Origin of the sequence: Streptomyces sp. NPDC048349 (assembly GCF_040651925.1) — a bacterium.
Lineage (GTDB): Bacteria > Actinomycetota > Actinomycetes > Streptomycetales > Streptomycetaceae > Streptomyces.
This window is the reverse complement of record NZ_JBEZLA010000038.1, coordinates 21892-44584: the sequence shown is the minus strand read 5'-3', so window position 1 is coordinate 44584 and position 22693 is coordinate 21892. Positions and strand designations below refer to the sequence as shown.

The 22693-nt window shown below is 71.5% G+C and carries 26 protein-coding genes; 19 read left to right on the top strand and 7 right to left on the bottom strand.

Annotation, left to right across the window (positions count from 1 at the left end):
- The first annotated feature begins 98 nt into the window (after nt 1-98).
- Nucleotides 99-1082: a glycosyltransferase family 2 protein gene (locus AB0D44_RS21250; protein WP_362593167.1), complete on the top strand. Its 984-nt coding sequence runs from the start codon at nt 99-101 to the stop codon at nt 1080-1082.
- Complete coding sequence (locus tag AB0D44_RS21245; RefSeq protein WP_362593164.1) at nt 1082-2416, top strand: polysialyltransferase family glycosyltransferase; 1335 nt, start codon at nt 1082-1084, stop codon at nt 2414-2416. Before AB0D44_RS21250 ends, AB0D44_RS21245 begins: the two co-directional genes overlap by 1 nt.
- An 18-nt stretch (nt 2417-2434) precedes the next feature.
- On the opposite strand, the gene leuE is transcribed toward AB0D44_RS21245, so the two are convergent.
- Nucleotides 2435-3085: a leucine efflux protein LeuE gene (leuE, locus tag AB0D44_RS21240; protein WP_362593161.1), complete on the bottom strand. Its 651-nt coding sequence runs from the start codon at nt 3083-3085 to the stop codon at nt 2435-2437.
- Nucleotides 3086-3143: 58 nt separating this feature from the next.
- On the bottom strand, nt 3144-4724 hold the full coding sequence (locus tag AB0D44_RS21235) for a methylmalonyl-CoA mutase family protein (protein WP_362593158.1): 1581 nt from the start codon (nt 4722-4724) through the stop codon (nt 3144-3146).
- Between the two features lie 389 nt (nt 4725-5113).
- On the opposite strand from AB0D44_RS21235, the gene AB0D44_RS21230 reads away from it, so the two are divergent.
- Complete coding sequence (locus AB0D44_RS21230) at nt 5114-5980, top strand: L,D-transpeptidase family protein (RefSeq protein WP_362593155.1); 867 nt, start codon at nt 5114-5116, stop codon at nt 5978-5980.
- A gap of 174 nt (nt 5981-6154) precedes the next feature.
- Here AB0D44_RS21230 and AB0D44_RS21225 read toward each other — a convergent pair whose 3' ends face one another.
- Complete coding sequence (locus AB0D44_RS21225; RefSeq protein ID WP_362593153.1) at nt 6155-7249, bottom strand: hypothetical protein; 1095 nt, start codon at nt 7247-7249, stop codon at nt 6155-6157.
- Nucleotides 7249-8013, bottom strand: coding sequence for an RNA polymerase sigma factor (locus tag AB0D44_RS21220; protein WP_362593247.1), 765 nt, complete (start codon nt 8011-8013; stop codon nt 7249-7251). The genes AB0D44_RS21225 and AB0D44_RS21220 overlap by 1 nt, the downstream gene beginning before the upstream one ends.
- Nucleotides 8014-8409: 396 nt before the next feature.
- Between AB0D44_RS21220 and AB0D44_RS21215 the strand changes: the two genes are divergently transcribed.
- From AB0D44_RS21215 to AB0D44_RS21185, 7 genes are all read left to right on the top strand, one after another.
- Entirely contained in the window at nt 8410-8976 is a 567-nt protein-coding gene (locus AB0D44_RS21215) for a 2-oxo-4-hydroxy-4-carboxy-5-ureidoimidazoline decarboxylase (protein ID WP_362593245.1), read from the top strand.
- A gap of 152 nt (nt 8977-9128) precedes the next feature.
- A complete protein-coding gene (gene sdhC / locus AB0D44_RS21210) occupies nt 9129-9509 on the top strand; it encodes a succinate dehydrogenase, cytochrome b556 subunit (RefSeq protein ID WP_362308165.1) in 381 nt (126 codons plus the stop codon).
- A 5-nt stretch (nt 9510-9514) separates the two neighbouring features.
- A complete protein-coding gene (locus AB0D44_RS21205; protein ID WP_362593150.1) occupies nt 9515-9997 on the top strand; it encodes a succinate dehydrogenase hydrophobic membrane anchor subunit in 483 nt (160 codons plus the stop codon).
- Nucleotides 9998-10020: 23 nt separating this feature from the next.
- Nucleotides 10021-11775, top strand: a complete 1755-nt coding sequence (sdhA, locus tag AB0D44_RS21200) for a succinate dehydrogenase flavoprotein subunit (RefSeq protein ID WP_362593147.1) — start codon at nt 10021-10023, stop codon at nt 11773-11775.
- Entirely contained in the window at nt 11775-12542 is a 768-nt protein-coding gene (locus AB0D44_RS21195) for a succinate dehydrogenase iron-sulfur subunit (protein WP_362593144.1), read from the top strand. The genes sdhA and AB0D44_RS21195 overlap by 1 nt, the downstream gene beginning before the upstream one ends.
- Before the next feature lie 166 nt (nt 12543-12708).
- A complete protein-coding gene (locus tag AB0D44_RS21190) occupies nt 12709-13851 on the top strand; it encodes a serine hydrolase domain-containing protein (protein ID WP_362593141.1) in 1143 nt (380 codons plus the stop codon).
- Nucleotides 13852-13924: 73 nt separating this feature from the next.
- The gene (locus tag AB0D44_RS21185) at nt 13925-14689 is read left to right on the top strand and encodes an alpha/beta fold hydrolase (RefSeq protein ID WP_362593138.1); all 765 of its coding nucleotides are present in this window, start codon (nt 13925-13927) and stop codon (nt 14687-14689) included.
- 63 nt (nt 14690-14752) lie between these two features.
- Here the strand turns inward: AB0D44_RS21185 and AB0D44_RS21180 are convergent, their stop codons facing one another.
- On the bottom strand, nt 14753-15127 hold the full coding sequence (locus tag AB0D44_RS21180) for a VOC family protein (protein WP_362593135.1): 375 nt from the start codon (nt 15125-15127) through the stop codon (nt 14753-14755).
- A 91-nt stretch (nt 15128-15218) separates the two neighbouring features.
- Between AB0D44_RS21180 and AB0D44_RS21175 the strand changes: the two genes are divergently transcribed.
- The 9 genes from AB0D44_RS21175 (at nt 15219) to AB0D44_RS21135 (ending at nt 21017) form a co-directional block, all read left to right on the top strand.
- Nucleotides 15219-15956, top strand: coding sequence for a hotdog fold domain-containing protein (locus AB0D44_RS21175; RefSeq protein WP_362593132.1), 738 nt, complete (start codon nt 15219-15221; stop codon nt 15954-15956).
- 80 nt (nt 15957-16036) lie between these two features.
- Nucleotides 16037-16417, top strand: coding sequence for a hypothetical protein (locus AB0D44_RS21170; protein WP_362593130.1), 381 nt, complete (start codon nt 16037-16039; stop codon nt 16415-16417).
- 68 nt (nt 16418-16485) lie between these two features.
- Complete coding sequence (locus tag AB0D44_RS21165) at nt 16486-17793, top strand: hypothetical protein (protein WP_362593127.1); 1308 nt, start codon at nt 16486-16488, stop codon at nt 17791-17793.
- Nucleotides 17794-17822: 29 nt separating this feature from the next.
- Nucleotides 17823-18323, top strand: coding sequence for a hypothetical protein (locus tag AB0D44_RS21160; protein WP_362593124.1), 501 nt, complete (start codon nt 17823-17825; stop codon nt 18321-18323).
- A 4-nt stretch (nt 18324-18327) separates the two neighbouring features.
- Nucleotides 18328-18840 (top strand): hypothetical protein, encoded by a 513-nt coding sequence (locus AB0D44_RS21155; RefSeq protein ID WP_362593122.1) that lies wholly within the window; start codon nt 18328-18330, stop codon nt 18838-18840.
- Nucleotides 18807-19046: a hypothetical protein gene (locus AB0D44_RS21150; protein ID WP_362593120.1), complete on the top strand. Its 240-nt coding sequence runs from the start codon at nt 18807-18809 to the stop codon at nt 19044-19046. Before AB0D44_RS21155 ends, AB0D44_RS21150 begins: the two co-directional genes overlap by 34 nt.
- A gap of 361 nt (nt 19047-19407) precedes the next feature.
- Nucleotides 19408-19812: a hypothetical protein gene (locus AB0D44_RS21145; RefSeq protein ID WP_362593117.1), complete on the top strand. Its 405-nt coding sequence runs from the start codon at nt 19408-19410 to the stop codon at nt 19810-19812.
- Nucleotides 19813-19815: 3 nt separating this feature from the next.
- Complete coding sequence (locus AB0D44_RS21140; protein ID WP_362593115.1) at nt 19816-20244, top strand: DCC1-like thiol-disulfide oxidoreductase family protein; 429 nt, start codon at nt 19816-19818, stop codon at nt 20242-20244.
- An 11-nt stretch (nt 20245-20255) separates the two neighbouring features.
- The gene (locus AB0D44_RS21135) at nt 20256-21017 is read left to right on the top strand and encodes a TetR family transcriptional regulator (protein WP_362593112.1); all 762 of its coding nucleotides are present in this window, start codon (nt 20256-20258) and stop codon (nt 21015-21017) included.
- A gap of 54 nt (nt 21018-21071) precedes the next feature.
- Here the strand turns inward: AB0D44_RS21135 and AB0D44_RS21130 are convergent, their stop codons facing one another.
- On the bottom strand, nt 21072-22391 hold the full coding sequence (locus AB0D44_RS21130; RefSeq protein ID WP_362593110.1) for a metallophosphoesterase: 1320 nt from the start codon (nt 22389-22391) through the stop codon (nt 21072-21074).
- Nucleotides 22388-22693 carry a hypothetical protein gene (locus AB0D44_RS21125; protein ID WP_362593107.1) on the bottom strand — a complete coding sequence of 102 codons (306 nt, stop codon included), beginning with the start codon at nt 22691-22693 and terminating at the stop codon, nt 22388-22390. Before AB0D44_RS21125 ends, AB0D44_RS21130 begins: the two co-directional genes overlap by 4 nt.

Sequence of the window (22693 nt, the reverse complement as noted above, 5' to 3'; positions counted from 1 at the left end):
ACGAAAGCGTGCGGGTTAACGGGGCCGCCGCGCGCCGTTCACATGGAATCCGCACCGGGGTCACGGTGAATGCCGGGCGGCGTCCTAATGTCTCACGGGTGCCCAAGCTCTCTGTCGTCGTGCCGTTCTACAACGTGCAGACATATGCACCGGACGCCCTGAAGAGTCTCGAACTCAACGCCCGGGACGATTTCGAATTCCTGCTCGTCGACGACTGCTCGACGGACGGGACGCCGGACCTGCTCGAGCGGGCGGCGCGCGAGCTGCCCGGGGCGGTGCACCTCAGGCACGCCCGCAACGGCGGCCTGGCCACCGCCCGGAACACGGGCCTGGACGCGGCGAACGGCGAATACCTCGCGTTCCTGGACGGGGACGACTGGCTGGCCCCCGGCCACCTCGCCCGCACCCTGGCCGCCATAGAGGCCCTGGGCTGCGATTTCGTCCGTACCGATCATGTGAAGTGCACGGGCAGGTCGCGCACCGTGCAGCGCGTCCCCTACGGCCCCCAGTCGGTCGTCGCCGATCCGCGCACCGCGATCCTGCCCGCCGACCGGGCCACCTCGGTGGACTATCCGTACGCCTGGGCCGGGATGTACCACCGGCGGCTGTTGGACCGCGGGCTGCTGCACTTCACCGACGGCCTGCGGACGGCGGAGGACCGGCCGTGGATCTGGCGGCTGCACCGGGAGGCCGCATCCTTCGCGGCGATCGGAATGCCCGGAACCTTCTACCGGCGCGGGGTCGCCACCTCATTGACGCACATCGGCGACGAACGCCGGCTCGATTTCATCCGCGCATTCGATCAAGTGCTCTCGGACACCGCGTCGGACACAGAATCCGCCCTGTTGCTCCCGAAAGCCGTCCGGACCTATTGCGCGATCATCGCCCATCATTTCGGATCCATCGAGAGGTTCGAACCGGACGTGGCCAGGAAACTCCGTGCCATGAGCACGGCGGCGCTCGGCCGCATGCCCCAGGACGTTCTGGACCGGGTCCTGGATTCGATGGACGCGGAGCGCTCCACCCTGCTGCGCCGCGTGCGCGGCCGCCGCCGCACGACCGCCCCGGGGGCGAACTGCTGATGCCCACCCAGCTCTTCCTGGCCTCCACCCTCTACGGCGCGGCCACCCTGGCCGCCGGAATCGACGCGGGCGCCTTCCCGCCGTCGGGCCGCCGCATCCTGCTGACCAGCAACCACGCCGTCACCGCCGAGGTCAGCCCCGGGCTCGCCGACATGCCGGGCTTCGATACCCTGCGCCCCCGCTTCGACGAGGTGCTCGACTGGAACCGCGTCATCGAACCGCAGCACCCGAGCACCTGGACCCCCCGCCCCGAGGACGTCCCGCTGTGGGAACGGCAGCTGCGCGCCCTGTGGAACCTGGGCGAGGACCGCGTCGAACTGATCGTGGAGTCCCTCCAGGTGCCGCCCGCGCAGGCCCTGTGCCGCCTCTTCCCGGGCGCGGCCGTCGACGTGTACGCCGACGGCCTGATGAGCTACGGACCCACCCGCATCCGCCTCGACCCGCAGCTCGGCATGCGCGTGCGGCGCGTCCTGCACCTGGACCTCGTCCCCGGGCTGGAGCCGCTGCTCCTGACCGAGTTCGGGGTGCGGGTCGAACTGGTCCCGTCGGAGGCGTTCGTGAAGGTGCTGGCGGAACTGCCCTCGCCGGACACCGGCCCGGACGGCGCCGTCGAGTCCCCCGCCCTCCTGCTCGGCCAGTACCTCTCGGCGCTCGACCTCATGACCCCGGACCAGGAGGAGGAGCTCCACGTCTCGATGGTCCGCGGCGCGCACGCCCTGGGCCACACCGACCTGGTCTTCAAAGCGCACCCCAGCGCCCCGGCCGCATACTCCCGCCGCGCGCAGGAGGAGGCCGGGCGGCTGGGCGCCCGCCTGATCGTGGTCGACGAGCCGTGCCTGGCCGAGACCCTCTACCAGCGGCTGCGCCCGGCCCTGGTCGTCGGCTGCTTCTCCACCGGGCTGCTGACCGCCGCCACGCTGTACGGGCTCCCCGTGGCACGGACCGGCACGGACGCCGTACTGGCCCGCCTGACCCCGTACCCCAACAGCAACCGGGTGCCGCTCGCCCTGGTGGACGCCCTGCTCCCCGACCTGGCGGACGCCGAGGCGGTGCGCGCCTGGACTCCCCCGACGCCGGAGCACGTCCGTGCCGAGCCGGCCGGGCTGCTGACGGCGGTCGGTTTCACCATGCAGCCGCAGATCCTCGCCGCGCGCCGGCCCCTGGCCGAGGCCTACCTGTCCCGGCACCTGACCGACCGCACCCGGCGGTACTTCACCCGGCGCCGGCTGACCGCGCTGGGCCTGCCCGGCGGCATCCCCGCTCAGCTGTCGTTCCTGCCCCGCAGCCGGGCGGTGCGGCGCGCAGCCCGGCGGCTGCGCCGCGTCCTCGGCTGAGGGCCCGGCCGACGGGCCTCAGCCGACGGCGAGCTTGGCCGCGAACCCCAGGAAGAGCACGCCCGCCGCCGAGGTGGCCCCGGCCGACAGCCGCTTGCGGCGGCGGAAGGCGGCCGAGAGCCGGGTCCCGGTGAAGATCAGCGTCGACAGGTACAGGAAGCTCGCCAGCTGGGACAGCGTGCCCAACAGCAGGAACGACAGGGCGGGGTAGGCGTAGCCGGGGTCCACGAACTGCACGAAGAAGGAGAGCAGGAACAGGATCGCCTTCGGGTTGAACAGGCTCACCACCAACGCGCGCCGGTACGGCCGCTCCATCCCGCCGGCCGGTTCCTCACCGGTGAGCAGCTCCTCCTGCCGCGCCCGGCGGTCGCGCCACATCCCCCGGGCGGCCCGCATCATCCCCACGGCCAGCCACGCGAGGTATCCGGCGCCGAGGAACTTGACCAGGGTGAACAGCAGCGGGCTCGTCTGGAGCAGCGCCCCCGCGCCCGCCGCGGTCAGCACCATCAGCACGGTGTCCCCGGTGAACACCCCGGAGGCGGCCTTGTAGCCCTCCTTCACCCCGCGGCGGGCGGCGACGGACAGCACGTAGAGCGAGTTCGGCCCCGGCAGCAGAACGATCAGCACCAGGCCGGCGAGATAAGTAGGAAGATCTGTCACACCCAGCATGCGCAGGAGTGTCCCACAAGGACACACCTGTCAGAACATGGATTTCACCCCATGGATGTCACCACGTGGAACCGGCCGGGTCGTACGTCCCCCAGACCTCCCGCAGCGCCCCGCACACCTCGCCCACGGTGGCCCGCGCCCGCAGCGCCTCCTTCATCGGGTACAGCACGTTCTCCGTCCCCGCGGCCGCCTCCCGCAGCCGCGCGAGCGCCGCCCCCACCGCCTCCCCGTCCCGCTCCGCCCGCAGCCGCGCCAGCGCCGCGCACTGGCGGGCCTCGATCTGCGGGTCCACGCGCAGCGGCTCGTAGCGCTCCTCCTGCTCCAGCGCGAAGCGGTTGACGCCGACCACCACCCGCTCGCCGTCGTCGGTCTCCCGCGCGATGCGGTACGCGTTCCGCTCGATCTCCGCCTTCTGGAAGCCGGCCTCGATCGCGGCCACCGCACCGCCCCGCGCCTCGACCTGCCCCATCAGGTCGAGCGCGGCCGCCTCCAGGTCGCCGGTCATCCGCTCCACCGCGTACGACCCCGCGAAGGGGTCCACGGTGTGCGGCACGTCCGTCTCGTACGCGAGGACCTGCTGGGTGCGCAGCGCGAGGCGGGCCGACTTCTCCGTGGGCAGCGCGATCGCCTCGTCGAAGGAGTTGGTGTGCAGCGACTGCGTGCCGCCGAGGACGGCGGCCAGTGCCTGCACGGCCACCCGTACGAGGTTCAGCTCCGGCTGCTGTGCGGTCAGCTGGACCCCGGCCGTCTGGGTGTGGAAGCGCAGCATCAGCGACTTCGGGTCCCGCGCGCCGAACTCCTCGCGCATGACGCGGGCCCAGATCCGCCGGGCCGCGCGGAACTTCGCGACCTCCTCGAGGAGGGTGGTGCGGGCGACGAAGAAGAAGGAGAGCCGGGGCGCGAACTCGTCGACCGCCATCCCGGCCTCGAGGGCCGTACGGACGTACGCGATGCCGTCCGCGAGGGTGAAGGCCACCTCCTGCACGGGGGAGGCCCCCGCTTCGGCCATGTGGTAGCCGGAGATGGAGATGGTGTTCCACTTGGGGACCTCGGCCCGGCAGTAGCGGAAGGTGTCGGCCGTGAGCCGCAGCGAGGGTCCGGGCGGGAAGATGTACGTCCCGCGGGCGATGTACTCCTTCAGCACGTCGTTCTGGACCGTGCCCGTCAGCTGCGCGCCCGAGACGCCCTGTTCCTCCGCGACCAGTTGGTAGAGGAGCAGGAGCAGGGCGGCGGGCGCGTTGATGGTCATGGAGGTGGAGACCCGGTCCAGGGGGATCCCGTCGAACAGGGTCCGCATGTCGTCGAGGGAGTCGACGGCCACCCCGACCTTGCCGACCTCGCCGTGCGCGAGGGGTGCGTCGGAGTCGTGGCCCATCTGGGTCGGCAGGTCGAAGGCGACGGACAGCCCGGTGCCGCCGCCCGCGATGAGCTGCCGGTAGCGGGCGTTGGACTCGGCGGCCGTGCCGAAGCCGGCGTACTGCCGCATGGTCCACGGCCGACCGGTGTACATGGTGGGATAAATCCCCCTGGTGTAGGGGAAATCCCCCGGTTCCCCCAGCTCGACCCGCGGGATCCACCCCGTCAGGTCGCGGGGTCCGTAGACGGGTTCGATCGGAATTCCGCTCTCGGTACGCGCCATGGGACGTAGACCTCCTTGAAGTGATCTCCCGGCACGGCCGGGAGACTCCCTCCTACCGTGCGGTGGCGGGCTCGGCGCGTTCGGCGCGCCTGACGACCGCCCTTCCGAGGTGTCCCGACTCACAACCCCCGGAGCGGCCGGGCATATGGGTCGGTTGAGAGGAAATCCAGATATACCCAGCGGCCATCCGGCTGTTCGGGGCCGCAGGTGACACAGACCGCCCCGGTGGGACGTAGAGCGACCGGGCCCCGGGCTGGTACAACCGTCCCGCTTCGTAAGGCTGCGGACGACTGCTGGTCACAATGGCGCAACATCCCGCGACCCCGTGCAACTCTCCGCGCGCGCGAGGCATCACCTAGATACACGACGTAGAAATCGGGGGACTGCTAATGCACCGCCAGAGAGTCATATTCCGCACGCTCGGGGTGGCCACCGCCGTCGCGCTCGCCGCGACCGCCTGTGGGCCGGACACGTCGGAGTCCGCGGGCTCCGCCTCCTCGGCCCCCTCGTCGCCCACGGCGGCCGCCTCCCCCGAACCCTCCCCTTCCACCGACAACAAGCCGGCCTCGCCGTCCCCGTCGGCCTCCGCCTCGGCGTCCCCGTCCGCCTCTCCTTCGCCGACGGTGAAGCAGATCATGGCCAACGGCGATGACAGCGACCAGGTGCGCGAGCTCCAGGCCCGCCTGAAGCAGCTCAAGCTGATGTCGGTCGCCCCGACCGGCTTCTACGGGACGAAGACCACCGCGGCCGTGAAGTCCTTCCAGTCGAAGCACGGGCTGAACCCCACCGGTTCGGTCGACGAGGCCACCTGGAAGAAGATCCAGAACTCCACGAAGAAGCCGACCGCCGACGAGCTGAACCCGCCGACGGTCAACGAGGCGGACGCGCCCGACCCGCGCTGCATGGAGGGCCGGGTCATGTGCATCAGCAAGGAGAGCCGCACCCTCGCCTGGATGATCGACGGAAAGATCATCTCCACGATGGACGTGCGCTTCGGCTCGGAGAACACCCCCACCCGTGAGGGCGTCTTCAAGGTGGACCGCAAGGAGAAGGACTGGACGTCCACGCTCTACCACACGGCCATGCCGTACTCGATGTTCTTCAGCGGCGGCCAGGCGGTGCACTACTCGGCCGACTTCGCGGCCCGCGGCTACGCCGGCGCCTCGCACGGCTGTGTGAACGTCCGGGACAAGGGCAAGCTCTCGGCGGTCTTCGGCCAGGTGCAGGTCGGCGACAAGGTCGTCGTCTACTGGTGAGGCCGGGCCCGGGCGGGCTGCGCGGTCGGGAAGTGAGAGGCGCGGGCAGGGCCGGGGGAACGTGCCCCGCCCGCGCCGGTTGCGCAGAGCCCAGGGGTACGGGGGGAACCCCGGCTCATGCGCGGCCGATGACCAGTCGGCTCGCTCTGTACTGCGCCACGGATTCGAAAAGTGTTACAGGCGGGACGTGACCGGCCCGGAAACCGAGCTCGGAGTCCTGAAGATCCCGTCACTCGTACCGCTGTCCGCCGGCGCGCTCGGGGTGTTCGTGCGCCCGTCCTCGTGGACGACGCCGTCCAGCAGCGCCTCGCAGTAGTACGGAATGCGCGCCAGGCCCTTGGCCAGGCGCGACAGCCGCTCGCGCCGGTCGTCGTTGAGGTGCCCGGCCCGGTAGTCGTGGCAGAGGTCCACGGCCCGGCGCTGGTTCTCCCGGTCGCTGTCGCGGTCCCGGCCGGTGCTCCCGTCGCCGGACCCGTCCGGGGCGCCGTCCACCCGGAAGGTGCCGTCCCCGGTGTCCTTGCCGTCCTTGGTGTCCCTGCCCGCGCCGCCGGTGGCGGAGTTCCCGGAACCGGTCCCGCCGAGGAGGTCACCGCCGGGTGACGTGAACCCGTCCGCGCCCGGCGGCAGGGAGGTGCCCGGGGTGGCCGTCGGACCGGCGCCGTCCCCGAGGGGGGTGGGCCGTAGTTGCGGGTCGAGCGTCGAGCCCCCGCTGCCGTCGCCCGCGGTCGGCTCCCCGTCGGCACTGACGGACATGGCGGGTCCCGGACCCGCGGTGTCGCGCCGGGGCTGGTCCAGCAGGCCGACGCCCGCCGCCGCGGCGAGTCCGCCGACCGCGACGCTCGCCAGCGCCGCCGCGAGGCCGAACTTCACGGCCCGGGCGCGCCGGGGTGCCGGCCCGCGCAGGACGGCGGCGCGGCCGAGGTCGACCAGGGGTTCGCCGGAGCGGGCAGCAGCCCCGGGCCGGAGCGCCGAGGACGCGGTGGCCGAAGACGCGGACGCCGAGGACGCGGGTGCGGCGGACGAGGATGCGGCCGACGAGGACGCGGTGGCGCCGTACGCCGCGCGGAAGGCGGCCACGGCCGCGGCCTCGCCCGGCAGTTCGCCGGCGGCGGCAGCGGCCGGTCCGAGGCTGTCGAGGGCGGCCCGCAGCCGGGCGGCTTCGCGCCGGGCCCGCGGGTCGGCGGCCGGTCCCACAGGTTCCACCGGTTCGCCGCGCAGCAGTCTCTCCGCGGCGGCTCTGTCCAGCCACCTGTCGTGCTCGTCGGCCATCACATGTCCTTCTGCGTCCGCCAACGTGAATGCGTCACACCGGTTTGTTCTACGAGGCCCCCGCCGTGGCCGCGCTGAGCGGGTACGGCGTCGAGATCCCTCCCGCCCCTGCCGCCCCGTGGCTGGCCACCGGCATTATGGCCGACGCGCGCGGCGGGGTCCGAGGCACGGCCCCCCTCACGGTCCGGATCCGGTTCGAAGCCGCCCTCCGCGGCCTCCGGACCGAGCAGCTCGGCCAGCTTCTTCAGACCCCGGTGGGCGGCGGTCCGTACGGCGCCGGGCCGCTTGCCGAGGGTCTCGGCCGCGCTCTTGGCGTCCAGGCCGACCACGACGCGCAGGACGACGGCCTCCGCCTGGTCCTGCGGCAGCTGCGCGATGAGCGCCATGGTGCTCCCGGTGGACAGGGACTCCATCGCGGCGCCCGCGGTGTCGCAGTCGGCGGCCCAGCCGGTCAGCTCGGTGTCGTCGCCGCCGATGGCGGGGCGGCGGCCGCGCATGCGGATGTGGTCGAGGGCCCGGTTGCGGGCGATGCGGGCGGCCCAGCCGCGGAAGCGGTCGGCGTCACCGGTGAAGGAGGCGAGGTCGCGGGCGATCTGCAGCCATGCCTCGGACGTCACGTCCTCCGCGTCGCCGTCACCGACGAGCGTGCGTACGTATCCGAGCAGGCGTGGGTGCACGGTGCGGTACACAGCACGGAACGCGTCTTCTTCGCCGCCCTGTGCCGCGAGCACCGCGGCGGTCAGCTCCGCGTCGTCCCCCAGCAAAGTCCCCAACCCGTTCACTGTCCTGTACGTCTGGCGCAAATCAGCACGTTACGGCTTTCAAGCACCTTCGTCCACGAGTTGTACAACGAGCAACCATTCCTGCGCGGAGCGAGGTGTGACACAAAACGCACTCAGGACGCTGAGAGGGATACGGGCTTGTCGCACGAGCCCGTGACGGATGGTGGCCGGGGCCTCTCCTGTGGGGGGTGGCGGCCTCGGCCGCCCTCCCCTTCCCGGGCCGTCTCCGGCTCCCGGCCCCTCTTCGGTTCGTGTCCATGATGCTCCCGTCATCCTTTCGGCTCACTTCCGGGTGAATTCCCCGAATGCGTACGACACACCCCACCCCGCGTCGATAGCGTGACAGGACACCCGCGCCACGCCCAGAGGAGCCCCCCGCTGTCCAGCCACCTTCCGGCACAGGCCCGCGGAAGCTCCGACCCCTCTCACGGCTCCGGGCTGGCGCGGTTCAACGCCCTGAGCCCCGAGACCGCCCAAGCGGTCCTGCTTCAGTGCTGCGGCAGCAGGCGCTGGGCCCACCGGGTCGCGACACACCGCCCTTACCCCGATTCCGAGGCCCTGCTCGCCGCCGCGGACGAGGCGTCGTACGACCTCTCGCAGGCGGACCTGGCGGAGGCGCTGGCCGCCGAGTCCCCCGCGGAACTGGGGCACGGGGCACCGTACGCCGCCGTACTGGCCCTCGACGCGGGCCACGCGGAGTACGAGCGCAAGTTCGGCCACGCCTTCGTGATCTGCCTCGAAGGGCGCACGCCGGAGGAGCAGGCGGACCAGCTGCTGGCCGCGATCCGCCGCCGGATGGGGCACGACGTCGACGAGGAGCGCTCCCTCTCCGCCGACGAGCTGCGCCGCCTCGCGCAGGCCCGGCTGTGCGACCTGACACATCGGCTGACGGTTCCCCCGGGCCCGACCGGGGCGGAAATGGGGCTATTCGCCCCTGTGGGATAGTCCGTCCGAGCCTGTTTGATCACACCGATGGCCCCCGCGCGAAGGAACCGACAAAGCGTCGCTACGATGTCCGGGGCCGGAGGACCGTACCCGGCCGGGCCCGACCGACAAAGAAGCCGGCTGGCCCCCGCCCCGCTTCCGGAGGGTTTTCCGTGCCGGCTGGAACGTTGTACCGCGGCCGGGAAGGAATGTGGTCCTGGGTGGCTCATCGAGTCACCGGCGTCCTCATTTTCTTCTTCCTGTTCGTACACGTCCTCGACACCGCTCTCGTTCGCGTCTCCCCCGAGGCGTACGACGATGTCGTGGCTACCTACAAGACGCCGATCGTCGCGCTGCTGGAGTACGGCCTCGTCGCCGCAATCCTGTTCCACGCGCTCAACGGTCTCCGCGTGATCGCAGTGGACTTCTGGTCCAAGGGCCCGCGCTACCAGAAGCACATGCTCTGGTACGTCGTGGGCATCTGGATCGCGCTGATGATCGGGGCCATCTACCCCGTTCTCAGCCACGCCTACCTTGAACTGTTCGGGAAGTGACACGCATGTCTTCTGACACTTCTTCCGCCAAGGTCATCGGCGACGTCGAGGGTGCCTCCCTGTACGACGTCGACAACCCGGCGCCGTACATCGAGGCCCCGCGCAAGCGCACGGGCAAGACCCCGCGCTCGACCCGTGGCAACTTCGAGATGGTCGCGTGGCTCTTCATGCGCCTCTCGGGCATCGTGCTCGTCGTCCTCGTCATCGGCCACCTGCTGATCCAGCTGGTGCTCGACGGCGGCGTCTCCAAGATCGGCTTCGCCTTCGTGGCCGGCCGGTGGGCTTCCCCGTTCTGGCAGGTCTGGGACCTGCTGATGCTGTGGCTGGCCATGCTGCACGGCGCCAACGGTCTGCGTACCGTCATCAACGACTACGCGGAGCGCGCCAACACGCGGCTGTGGCTGAAGGGCCTGCTCTACACCGCCACGGTGTTCACCATCCTTCTGGGCACGCTGGTGATCTTCACCTTCGACCCGAACATCCGCTAGGCAACGGGGCTGAGGCGAAACCAATGAAGATCCACAAGTACGACACCGTCATCGTCGGCGCGGGTGGCGCGGGCATGCGCGCCGCCATCGAGGCGACGAAGCGCAGCCGCACGGCCGTGCTGACGAAGCTGTACCCGACCCGCTCCCACACGGGCGCCGCGCAGGGCGGCATGGCCGCCGCGCTCGCCAACGTGGAAGAGGACAACTGGGAGTGGCACACCTTCGACACGGTCAAGGGCGGTGACTACCTGGTCGACCAGGACGCCGCCGAGATCCTGGCGAAGGAGGCCATCGACGCGGTCCTCGACCTCGAGAAGATGGGCCTGCCGTTCAACCGCACCCCGGACGGCACCATCGACCAGCGCCGCTTCGGCGGCCACTCGCGCAACCACGGCGAGGCGCCGGTGCGCCGGTCCTGCTACGCCGCGGACCGCACCGGCCACATGATCCTCCAGACCCTGTACCAGAACTGCGTCAAGGAGGGCGTGGAGTTCTTCAACGAGTTCTACGTCCTGGACCAGCTCCTGGTCGAGGAGGACGGCGTCAAGAAGTCGGCCGGTGTGGTCGCGTACGAGCTCGCCACCGGCGAGATCCACGTGTTCCAGGCCAAGGCCGTCATCTACGCCTCCGGCGGCACCGGCAAGTTCTTCAAGGTGACCTCCAACGCGCACACCCTCACGGGTGACGGCCAGGCGGCCTGCTACCGCCGCGGCCTGCCGCTCGAGGACATGGAGTTCTTCCAGTTCCACCCGACGGGCATCTGGCGCATGGGCATCCTGCTCACGGAGGGCGCCCGCGGTGAGGGCGGCATCCTGCGCAACAAGGACGGCGAGCGCTTCATGGAGAAGTACGCGCCGGTCATGAAGGACCTCGCGTCCCGTGACGTCGTCTCGCGCTCCATCTACACCGAGATCCGCGAGGGCCGCGGCTGCGGTCCGGCCGGCGACCACGTGTACCTGGACCTGACGCACCTGCCGCCGGAGCAGCTCGACGCGAAGCTCCCGGACATCACCGAGTTCGCGCGCACGTACCTGGGCATCGAGCCGTACACGGACCCGATCCCGATCCAGCCCACCGCGCACTACGCCATGGGCGGCATCCCGACCAACGTCGAGGGTGAGGTCCTGGCGGACAACACCACCGTCGTCCCGGGCCTGTACGCGGCCGGCGAGGTCGCGTGCGTGTCGGTGCACGGCGCCAACCGCCTGGGCACCAACTCGCTGCTGGACATCAACGTCTTCGGCAAGCGGTCCGGCATCGCCGCGGCGAAGTACTCGGCCGAGAACGACTACGTCGAGCTGCCGGAGAACCCGGCCCAGCAGGTCGTCGACCTCGTCGAGCAGCTGCGCAACTCCACGGGCAACGAGCGGGTCGCCGACCTGCGTCTGGAGCTCCAGGAGACGATGGACGCGTGCGTGATGGTGTTCCGTACGGAGCAGACCATCAAGACGGCGGTCGAGAAGATCGCCGAGCTGCGCGAGCGCTACAAGAACGTGTCCGTCCAGGACAAGGGCAAGCGCTTCAACACGGACCTGCTGGAGGCCATCGAGCTGGGCAACCTGCTCGACCTGGCCGAGGTCATGGCCGTGTCCGCGCTGGCGCGCAAGGAGTCCCGCGGCGGTCACTACCGCGAGGACTACCCGAACCGCGACGACGTCAACTTCATGCGCCACACCATGGCGTACCGCGAGGTCGGCGCCGACGGCAAGGACTCCGTCCGGCTGGACTACAAGCCCGTCGTCGTCACCCGCTACCAGCCGATGGAGCGTAAGTACTGATGGCCACCCCCACCCTGTCCAAGACGGACGCGATGGAGGCCGCGGCCGCGGCCTCGCCGTACATCACGGTCACGTTCCGGATCCGCCGCTACAACCCCGAGATCTCGGACGAGGCGCAGTGGCAGGACTTCCAGATCGAGATCGACCCGAAGGAGCGCGTGCTCGACGGTCTCCACAAGATCAAGTGGGACCTCGACGGCACGCTGACCTTCCGCCGCTCGTGCGCGCACGGCATCTGCGGCTCCGACGCGATGCGGATCAACGGCAAGAACAGGCTCGCCTGCAAGACGCTGATCAAGGACATCAACCCGGAGAAGCCGATCACCATCGAGGCCATCAAGGGCCTCACGGTGATGAAGGACCTCGTGGTCGACATGGAGCCCTTCTTCCAGGCGTACCGGGACGTCATGCCGTTCCTGGTCACCAAGGGCAACGAGCCGACGCGCGAGCGCCTGCAGTCCGCCGAGGACCGCGAGCGCTTCGACGACACCACCAAGTGCATCCTGTGCGCCGCGTGCACGTCCTCGTGCCCGGTGTTCTGGAACGACGGCCAATACTTCGGCCCGGCGGCGATCGTCAACGCGCACCGCTTCATCTTCGACTCGCGTGACGAGGCCGGCGAGCAGCGGCTGGAGATCCTGAACGACAAGGACGGCGTGTGGCGCTGCCGCACGACCTTCAACTGCACCGACGCGTGCCCGCGCGGCATCGAGGTCACGAAGGCGATCCAGGAAGTCAAGCGTGCGCTGATCACGCGCCGCTTCTAGCCTTCCGGCCTTCCGGCCTTTCCGAGGCTGCTGGTGTGCCGAGGCCCGTACTCCCTGAGCGCAAGCTCTCGGGGTACGGGCCCGACGCGTACTCGGGGGCGCCTCAGGGTCGGGTGGGGGGCCTCACCCATGGCCGGTGGATCTTCCTCCCGGCAGTCTTGCGGACATGACGAACTCAGCGAACTCCGCTTCTCGCAAAGCCCGTTGGATCACCCTGGTCGCCGCGGGCGCGGCCGTGGCGTCGCTCGCCGCGGGCGCCCTGCCGGTCTCGGCGGCCGAGCGGACCCCGGCGCCCGTGACGGAGGCCCTGCGCCCGCACCGGGGGTCGGTCCACACCGCGGCGCCGGCCGAGCTGATGGCCCCGGGCGCCGTGGCGAGCGGGACCATGGTCCGGGCGGGCAGCGGCTCGGGCATCCGGTGGACCGGGGCCACGGGGCCGCTCTCGCAGGACCCGGAGGCCAACTTCCGCATCGGCAGCATCACCAAGCTGTTCACCTCCACGGTGGTGCTCCAGCTGATCGGCGAGGGCCGCTTCACCCTGGACACCCCGGTGCAGGAGCTCCTCCCGGGCACCCTCCCCGCCCACTGGCAGCCGATCACCGTGGGCGGGCTGCTGAGCCACACCAGCGGCCTGCAGCTGCCGTGCGTCCCGTTCGAGAGGGGCGAACGCCCGGCGCCGGAGCAGGTCATCGCCCACTGGACCGCACCGACGTGCGCGGCGCCCCAGTACCCGGTCCTCACCCAGCAGTACAACGGCGCCAACTACTTCCTGCTGGGCATGGTGATCGAGAAGACCACCGGCCGTACCTACGCCGAGGAGGTCCGGCTCCGCATCGCCCGCCCGCTCGGCCTGCGCCACACCTACTCCCCGCGCCCCGGCGACGGCTCCCTCCCCGCCCCGGCCTTGGCGGACCCCTCCGAGATCGACCCATGGGCCTGGGCCGAGGGCGGCATGGTCTCCAACGCCCCCGATCTCGACCGCTTCCTGACCTCCCTGCTGCGCGGACGCCTGCTGCGGCCCGCGCAGCAGCGGCAGTTGTTCACCATGCCGGCGCTGTCGGAGGGCAACCGGGACCGCTTCAGCATGGCCGGGCTGATGCGCCACGAGGTCGACGGGACCGTGGTGTGGGGCAAGACCGGCTCCATGGGCCGCTCCACGAGCGGGGTGTTCGCCACCGAGCGCGGAGCGCGGACCGTCGTCTACTCCCTCGTACCGGCCACCAAGGACGGCGAACTGATGCGGGCCCACATCGACAAGCTGGTCGAGGCGGCCCTCCGAGACCACGGAACAGGGGGTTCGGGCCTGTGAGCTGCGCCGCGTGCACGCCGTCCCGCATCGAAACACAGTGGCGGGCGGGGGCATGGGCCGCCATGATCCGGGGATGAGCGTCTTCTTTGAGGTGTCCGGGCCCGTGGACGGGCCCGCCGTGGTGTTGCTGCACTCTGCCGTCTGCGACCGGCGGATGTGGGATCCGCAGTACGGACCGCTCGGCGAAGCCGGGTTCCGGGTGGTCCGGATGGACTTCCGTACCTGCGGGGACTCCCCCGCCGCGCGGGAGCCGTACAGCGACGACGGCGACGTCGTCGCACTGATGGACCGGCTCGGCATCGAGCGCGCCGCGATCGTCGGCTCCTCCTACGGCGGCCAGGTCGGCCTGACGGTCGCCGCGCTGCACCCGGAGCGGGTGACCCGGCTGGCGCTGCTGTGCGCGGGGCGCCCCGGGTACCGGCCCGACAGTCCCGAGGTGAAGGAGTTCGGCGCCGCCGAGGACGCGTTGCTGGAGGCCGGTGATCTGGCCGGCGCGGCCGCGCTGAACGCCCGTACCTGGCTCGGCCCGGACGCCGACGAGGCCGCGCACGCGCTCGTACGGGCCATGCAGCTGAGGAACTTCGAGAACGCCCTGCTCCCCGCCGAGCAGCACGAGCTCCCGGCGCCGGACGTCGACCTCGCCGCCGTCACCACCCCGACCCTCGCCGTCGGCGGCGCCCACGACGTCCCCGACTACCGCCGCGTCGCCGCCGACCTCCCGGACCTCGTCCCGGGCGCCCGCCATGTGGAACTCCCCTGGGCGGGCCACCTGCCCTCGCTGGAACGCCCGGCCGCGATCACGGACCTGCTGCTGGAGTTCCTCCACCCCCTCCGGTGAGGAGCACCCGCTGACGGCGCACTGCACCACCGCCCTGCGCGCCAAGGCCGCCGCCGGTCGGGGTCACGTGCCCCGCTCGGCCTCGCTGCGCTCCACGCAGAACTCGTTGCCCTCGGGGTCGGCCAGCGTCACCCAGCCCGTGCCGTCGGGCCGTCGGTGGTCGCCGACGAGGGTGGCGCCCAGGGCGAGGATCCGCTCCACCTCCTCGTCGCGCGTGCGGTCCTGCGGCTGGAGGTCCACGTGCACCCGGTTCTTCACGGTCTTGGCGTCGGGCACCGTCACGAACAACAGCGCCTGACCGGGCGCCGTGACCAGGGCCTCGGGGTCGCCCGGGAAGTCCTCGTCGGAGACCTTGCCGTCCAGGACGCCGGCCCAGAACTGCCCCAGGGCGTAGGCGTCGGAACAGTCGAAGGTGAGGTGTCGTACGAGAGAAGTCATACGGCGGACTATCGGACAGGCTCCCGAGCCCTGTCCACCGAGTTCGGGGTGACCGCGGGCCCCGGGCGGGGTCTGTGATGGAGTGGTCGCCATGACCGACTTCGAGACGATCACGGTTCCGGCCGACCTCTGCGGATACCCGGGAGTCGCCTTCGGCGGCTACGTGGCGGGGCTGCTCGCCGAACGGGCCGCGGCGAAGACCGTACGGGTGGACTTCCGCCGCCCGGTCCCGACGGGTGCGCCGGTCCTGCTCACCGGGAGGGCCGACGGGGGCACCGAACTCACCTCCGGTGACCAGCTGTTGGCCGCCGCGACGCCCGTCGAGCTGCACACCGGCGCATCCGACGTACCCGACGCCCCCTCGTGGGCGGCGGCCTCGGCCGCGGCCGAGGCCTACCGGGCGGCACCGCCGGACGGCTCGACGGACTGCTTCGGCTGCGGCCTGGACCGTACTCCCGCCACCGGACTGCGCCAGCACTGCGGCCGGGTGCCGGGCCGTGCGGACGTGGTCGCCACCGCATGGACGCCCGCCCCCGAACTCGCCGGTCCTGACGGCCTGTTGCCGCCGGAGCTGGTGTGGGGCTCGCTGGACTGCCCGGGGAACGCGGCCGGGCGCCTGCTCGGCGGCCGCCCGGCCGGCGCCGTCACGGCCGCGCTGACCGCGCGGCTGCTCCGGCCGGTTCCGGTCGGCGAGGGCCTCGTCACCTACTCCTGGCTGCTCGGCTCCGAGGGCCGCAAGTACACGGCCGGCACGGCCCTGGCCACGGCGTCCGGCGACCTCTGCGCCTTCGCCGAGGCCCTGTGGGTACAGCCGCGCCAGGCCTCTTGAAGGGCCCCGCGCAGGGCGCCTTGGCCGGATCACATCTGCGGTGCATATGATCGAGCCCCTGTGAACGGGGAGGCGTGAACATGTCAGAGGGTCTCGGTCAGGTGGGCATGCGGTTGAACCAGGTGCCGTCGGATCCGGGGCCGACGGCCCCGGGGCCACTGGCTCCGGGGGGTCCCGGCGGCTCCGCCGACTTCGCCTCCACGCCCGCGGAGAAGAAGGCCGCGGCGGGCACGATCGAGACCGAGCTCGAGCCGAACACCAAGAAGGCCTCCGAGCACGCGGACGACGCCACCGCCACCGCCCAGAAGGGCTTCGAGGGCTGGGACACCGCCTCCGGCCTGAAGAAGGTCGCGGACACCTGGGACCAGCAGGTGAAGACCCTGATGGGCCGCCTGGCCGCGGAGAAGAACGCGCTGCGCGGGGCCTCGGGCCTCTTCGCCCGCAACGACACGGGCCTGTAAGGCCAGTTCACGTCCCAGTCGAAGCTGAACGGTCTGTAGGGGCTCCGGTGCTGACCTATCACGACGTCATGACCACGGACCTGGGCCTGCTGACGACGGCCGCCGCCAAGTGGGACTCGATGGCCGGCGAGCTGAAGAAGGTCGAGACCCGCTACGGCGAGACCGTCCAGAAGATCACCATGGGCGACAGCTGGTCCGGCGTCAGCGCCGGGGCCGCCCACACGGGCTTCGCCTCGACCCGCTACGAGTACGCCGCCGCGCAGAGCCAGGCCAAGGCGATCGCGAGCCTGCTGCGCGACGCCCACGAGAAGTTCACCGACCTGAAGAAGAAGCTCGAGAGCGGCCGCGACGACGCGATAGCCGCCGGCATGACCGTCTCCGAGCAGGGACGCGTCGCCTTCGACTACGCCAAGCTCACCCCGTCCGAGCGCAGCGCCTACCACCACGACCCCGACGGCCAGACGATCATCCGCGAAGCGGTCGCCAAGTGGCAGACGCACATCGACGACCGGGTGAAGGCCGTCACCGAGGCCGACCAGCTCGTCAAGATCGCCCTCGAGGCCGCCGTCGTCGACAGCAACCGGGACGCCTTCGGCAAGGGCGCCGACGCCACCCTCAACGGTTTCAACAACTACGCCGAAGGCGACCTGGCGAAGGTCAGGAAGCCCGACGAGTCCAAGGTCGAGACGAAGACCGACAGCGAGGGCAAGGTCACGGTGACCGGCCCCGACGCCGGTTTCACGGTCAGCGGGACCAAGTACGGCAAGGAGGGCTCGGTCAAGGCGTACGCCGACCTCTTCCACGCGAAGGCCGAGGGCTCGACCACCGTGGGCGGGGTCAAGCTCTCCGGCGTCGAGGACTGGTACGGCGGAGCCCGGGCCACCGCGAACTACGGCGCCACCAACAAGGGCCTCGTCGGCAAGGCCGAGGTCTCCGCGGGCATCCGGGCCCTGAACGAGGGCCGGATCGAGTACGGGCACGTCGGCGGCTACGGCCGCGTCGAGGGATTCGCCGGCGGCGAGGCCGGGGTCAGCGCCGGGGTGGGCCCGGAGGGCCTCAACGCCGGAGCGAAGGCGTTCGCCGGCGGCAAGGCCAGCGTCGCCGGGGGCGGCGAGGTGGCGGGCATCGGCGCCGGCGGGACCGCCGAGGGCTGGGCCGGCGTCGGCGCGGAGGCCAGCGCCACCTTCGGCAAGGGCGAGGACGGCAAGTTCCACATCGGCGGCAAGGCCGGCCTCGCCCTCGGGTTCGGCGGCTCCGTCGGCGCCGAGTTCACCTTCGACCCGGACAAGTTCACCAACGCTGCGGGCGACGCCGCCGACGCGGTCGGCGACTTCGCCGGGGGTGCCAAGGACGAAGTCGTCAGCTGGTTCGACTGATGTACTTTGCCCCGGAAGGAAGGTCCCAGATGTCCACGACACTGCCCGTGCCGATCGAGTTCCGCCTGCCGGAAGGCTGGCGCCCCGCACCGCCGGACGCGGTCAACGCCCCGGGCGTGGCCTTCGTCGCGCTGCATCCGCACCCCGACGCCGGGTTCACGGCCAACATCACCATCGACGGCGAGTTCCTGCCGCAGGAGGCGAGCCTGGAGGGCCTCGCCGACGCCGCGGTGCAGAACCTGCACGAGGTCGCCGAGTCCGTCGCCGTGGTCCACCGCAGGGAGATCGGCACCTCCGACGCCCCGGGCCTGACCCAGCGGCTGACGTTCTCGGCGGTCGCCGGCGGCGCGCGCCGCGACCTCGTCCAGTCCCACGTCTACCTGGCCATGGTGGACGCCGGGGATCCGCACCGGCGCGCGGTGATCAAGATGGTCCTGACCGCCACTGCGGCCCAGCACGACAGCGTCCTGGGAGACTTCCAGGAATTCCTGCGCACCGTCCGCCCCGAGACCGGGACGAAGGAAGGTTGAGCCGATGGGCCTCTTCGACAAGCTGACCGGCACCCGGCGCCCCTCGGGCGATGTCGCCCCCCGTACCGCCGAGGAGGTCCGGGCCGCGCTGCTCGCGCTCAACGCTCCGGACGTGGCGTACGCCGTGCGCAACGCCGCCCCCGCGGAGAAGGCCGACCTCCTGGCGGAGTGGCGGATCCTGGAGCCCGCCTGGAACACCTTCTTCCTGCGCACGCAGCTCACCCGGACCCTCAAGGTCCGCATGCGCCTGGTCCCGGAGAAGCACGAGGTCCGCGCCCTGGACGAGCAGTGGGAGGTCACCTGGGCCGGCAACACGCCGCGGCTGGCGATCGCCGCCGAGCAGTCCCGCGGCCAGGTGAAGACGGTCTCCAAGCGCTGGTCGGTCGAGCGGGGCGAGGACGGCAGCCTGCACAAGACGGAGATCTTCGACTTCGACACGGCCCAGCTGAAGGACCCGCTGCGGGAGGCCGTCCTCGCCGCCGGATGGACCTGGCGCGCAGTGGTGTTCAAGCTGTAACGGGCCGCTTCCTGGACACCTACCTGGGCACCGGGTACCCGGCGAAGGGTGTCGCACCCCGGCCCGCCGCGGAGGTCCGGGACGCGCTGCTCGCGCCCAACGACGGGGCCCTGCCGTTCGTCGTACGCCCGGGCGTGAAGGATCCGCTCCGGAACACGGTCCTGGCCGCGGGATGGACCTGGCGCGGAGTGCTGTTCAGGCCGTGACCGCCGCGTGGGCCGCCCACGCGGCCGGGGCGTGAGGCCGACGGGGCACGCGGGTCACCGGGGCACGCGGGTCATGTGGGCCATGCGGGTCACGCGGGCCATGCGGGTCACGGACGCGGCCCCGTCGCAGGGGCGGGCGTGAGGGCGGGCCGCGTCGCGGTGTCCACGCACCGGCCGCCGCCACCTCCGCCGTAGCCCCCAACTCGCCCCCGGCCCTTCGGCATGGCCGGGTACCCGGCGTCATTCCGCCTGCGCGCCCACCCTCGCCCCTCTGGGCCCACATTCGCTTGAACCTGTTCAAAAAAGCCTCTACAGTCATGTCCGTCAGCAGTATTGAACACGTTCAAGGGGGCTGAGGGCTGTGGACCTCACCGTGGTCGCGTACGTCATCTACCTGCTCATCAGCATCGGGCTCACCGTCTGGGTCGCCCGTACGCTCAGCCGCAACGGCCGCGTCTTCATCGGCGACGTCCTCCAGGGCAACGAGAAGCTCGCGGACGCCGTCAACCAGCTCCTCGTGGTCGGCTTCTACCTCGTGAACATCGGCTTCGTGACCCTCTACCTCCGCTCAGGCGAGGAGATAGTCCAGGCCCGCGACCTCTTCGAGGCGCTCTCGGTCAAGCTCGGCGTCGTCCTGCTGGTCCTCGGAGTCATGCACCTCGGCAACGTCTGGGTCCTGAACAAGATGCGCCGCCGGGGCATCATGGAGCGCCAGCAGACCCCGCCGGTCGCCCCGCAGGGGTGGACCGCACCGGCCGGAGCCTGACCGGTGGCCGCCCCCGGCCGGGCCGTACGGCACCTGACCGTGCTCTACGACGCCGACTGTCCGCTCTGCGTGCACATCAGGCACTGGCTGCTCGGCCAGCGCTGGCTGGTACCCCTGCGGCTCCTGCCCGCCGCGTCCTTCGAGGCCCGGCGGCGGTACCCGGAGCTCGACCACGCGTCCACGCTCCGCGAGATCACCGTGATCGGGGACTCCGGGCAGGTGTGGACCGGCACCGACGCCTTCATCGTGTGCCTGTGGGCGCTGGCCGAGCACCGGCCGAAGGCCAACTGGCTCGCCACGCCCGCCGGGCGGCCCTTCGCCCGGGCGGCCATGTTCACCGCCTCGAAGTGGCGGGCGGCGGTGCGCACCGAGAGCCACCCGCAGGGGGCGCAGGACCCGGCCTGTGACGAGCACTGCTCCGTCCCCCGATAGGCTCGTACACCGTGACTGATCAGAAGGCTCCCAAGAGCGAGCAGACCCGCACGCTCATCCTCGAAACCGCGCTCCGTCTCTTCCAGGAACGCGGCTTCGACAAGACGACGATGCGGGGTATCGCGAAGGAGGCCGGTGTCTCGGTCGGCAACGCCTATTACTACTTCGAATCGAAGGAACACCTGGTCCAGGGGTTCTACGACCGGATCGGCGCCGCGCACCAGGCGGCGGTCCGGCCCATCCTGGACAGCGAGACCGATCTGCAGAAGCGGCTCGCGGGCGTGCTGACGAGCTGGCTGGACATCGCGGCCCCCTACCACGAGTTCGCCTCGCAGTTCTTCAAGAACGCGGCGGACCCTGAAAGTCCGCTCAGCCCGTTCTCGCCGGAGTCGGAGGACGCGCGGCAGGCGGCCATCGCCATCCACCGCGAGGTGCTCGCGGGGGCGAAGACCAAGGTGCCGGCCGAGCTGGCCGAGCTGCTGCCGGAGCTGATGTGGCTCTCGCAGATGGGCCTGGTCCTGTACTGGGTCTTCGACCGGTCGCCGAACAGCGAGAAGACGCGTCGGCTCGCCGAGCGCGGCGCGCAGCTGACGACGCGGGGCATCGTGCTGGCCCGCTTCCGGGTGCTGCGGCCGCTGGTGCGCGAACTGCACGAGCTGTTCGCGGACTTCCTGCCGGGTATGGCGCAGACGGCCACGGCGGGTGCCCGCAAGCGGGTCTCGGACCGGGCCCCGGACTCGCCAGCGGATCCGGGGGACCCGAAGCGGGCGTAGGGCAGGACAGCAAGGCAGCAAGGCAGCCGGACACCCGCCGGTGGGGACGGGCGGTCAGGCCTGATAGGAGGCGAGTTCGACGACGGTGATGTCGGACGGCGCCCCGACCCGGACCGGGGGTCCCCAGGCGCCGGCTCCGCGGGACACCCACAGCTGGGTGTCGCCGTACCGCTCCAGGCCGGCGACGGTGGGGTTGGCGAGCTCGGCGAGGTAGTTGCCGGGCCAGAGCTGGCCGCCGTGGGTGTGGCCCGAGAGCTGGAGGTCGACGCCGTGCTTGACGGCGTCGTGGATGACGACGGGCTGGTGGGCGAGGAGTACGGCGGTACGGGCCCGGTCGCGGTCGCCGAGCGCCGCCCCGAAGTCGGGGCCGTGGCCCTCGCTCTCGCCCGCGATGTCGTTGACCCCGGCGAGGTCGAAGTACGGCAGCGGGCGGCGGGCGTTCTCCAGCGGGGTCAGGCCGAGCTCGCGGACGTGGTCGACCCACTGCCGGGCACCGGAGAAGTACTCGTGGTTCCCGGTCACGAAGTACGTGCCGTGGCGGGCGGTGAGCCGGCGCAGCGGCTCGGCGGCCGGTCCGAGGTCATCGACGTCGCCGTCGACGAGGTCGCCGACGATGGCGATGAGGTCGGGCTGGGTGCGGTTGACGGTGTCGACGATGCGCTGGGTGTGGGCGCGGCCCAGGATCGGGCCGAGGTGGACGTCGCTGACGACGGCGATCCGGAAGCCGTGCGCGGCGCGCGGCAGCTTGGCCAGGGGGACCTGCACCCGCCGGACGCCGGGCCCGCGCAGGACACCGTGCGCGCCGTACGCGCCGTTCGCGACGGTCCCGAGGGCCACGGCGGCCGCCGCACCGCCCAGGGTGCGCGCGACGAACCGTCGGCGGGTCAGCTCATGCGCGGACGGTGCGACGGGCGCGCCTGGCGGGGCGGGCGCGACAGGTGCCACGGGTGCGACGGGCGGGGCGACAGCGGTGGCCGTCGTGGTCGTGGTGGTCGTGCAGGCGCCGTCCTGGCGGCCGGGGGAGGCCGTCTGCGCCACCCGGGAGGGGACCCGGTGGGCCAGTCGGCGGAGCAACAGCGCGCGGATCGGCTCCGCGACGAGCATCGTCAGGGTCAGGTACAGGAGTACCGCGAGCCAGAGGAACCCGGGCCAGGCCACGGCCTGCTCGAGCCGGAACGGAACACCCGCACGGCCGGCGGTCAGCGCGGCCGCGGACAGGAGGGGCAGGGCGATGGCCAAGGCGGTGCCGATGCGGCGGGGCAGGCCGCCGGGGGCGGTGGTGTCGCGGACCAGGCGGATCCACAGCCAGCGGTGGACCAGCACCAGGAGGGCGACGACCGCGAGCGCGACCAGCGCGAAGACGGCGATTCTCATGCGTCCTGCTCCTTCGCGCCCTGCTCCTTGGCGCCCTGCTCCTTCGCGCCCTGCTGCGTGCGTGATGTGCGCCGCAGCGCCCGGACCCCGCGCAACCCGATCACTCCGACGGCCGTCCCCAGGAGAAAGGACACCACCGCGAGCGTCAGGTGCACCCAGAAGTAGGCCGTGGGGGCACCCGCCGCGTCGAATGCCTGCCCGCTGCCGTCCTTCCACAGGTTCCGGACGAAAGACACCCAGATGAACCAGGTCCACACTCCGAAGGCGAGCAGGAACCAGGAGGCGGTACGGCTGAGTTTCAT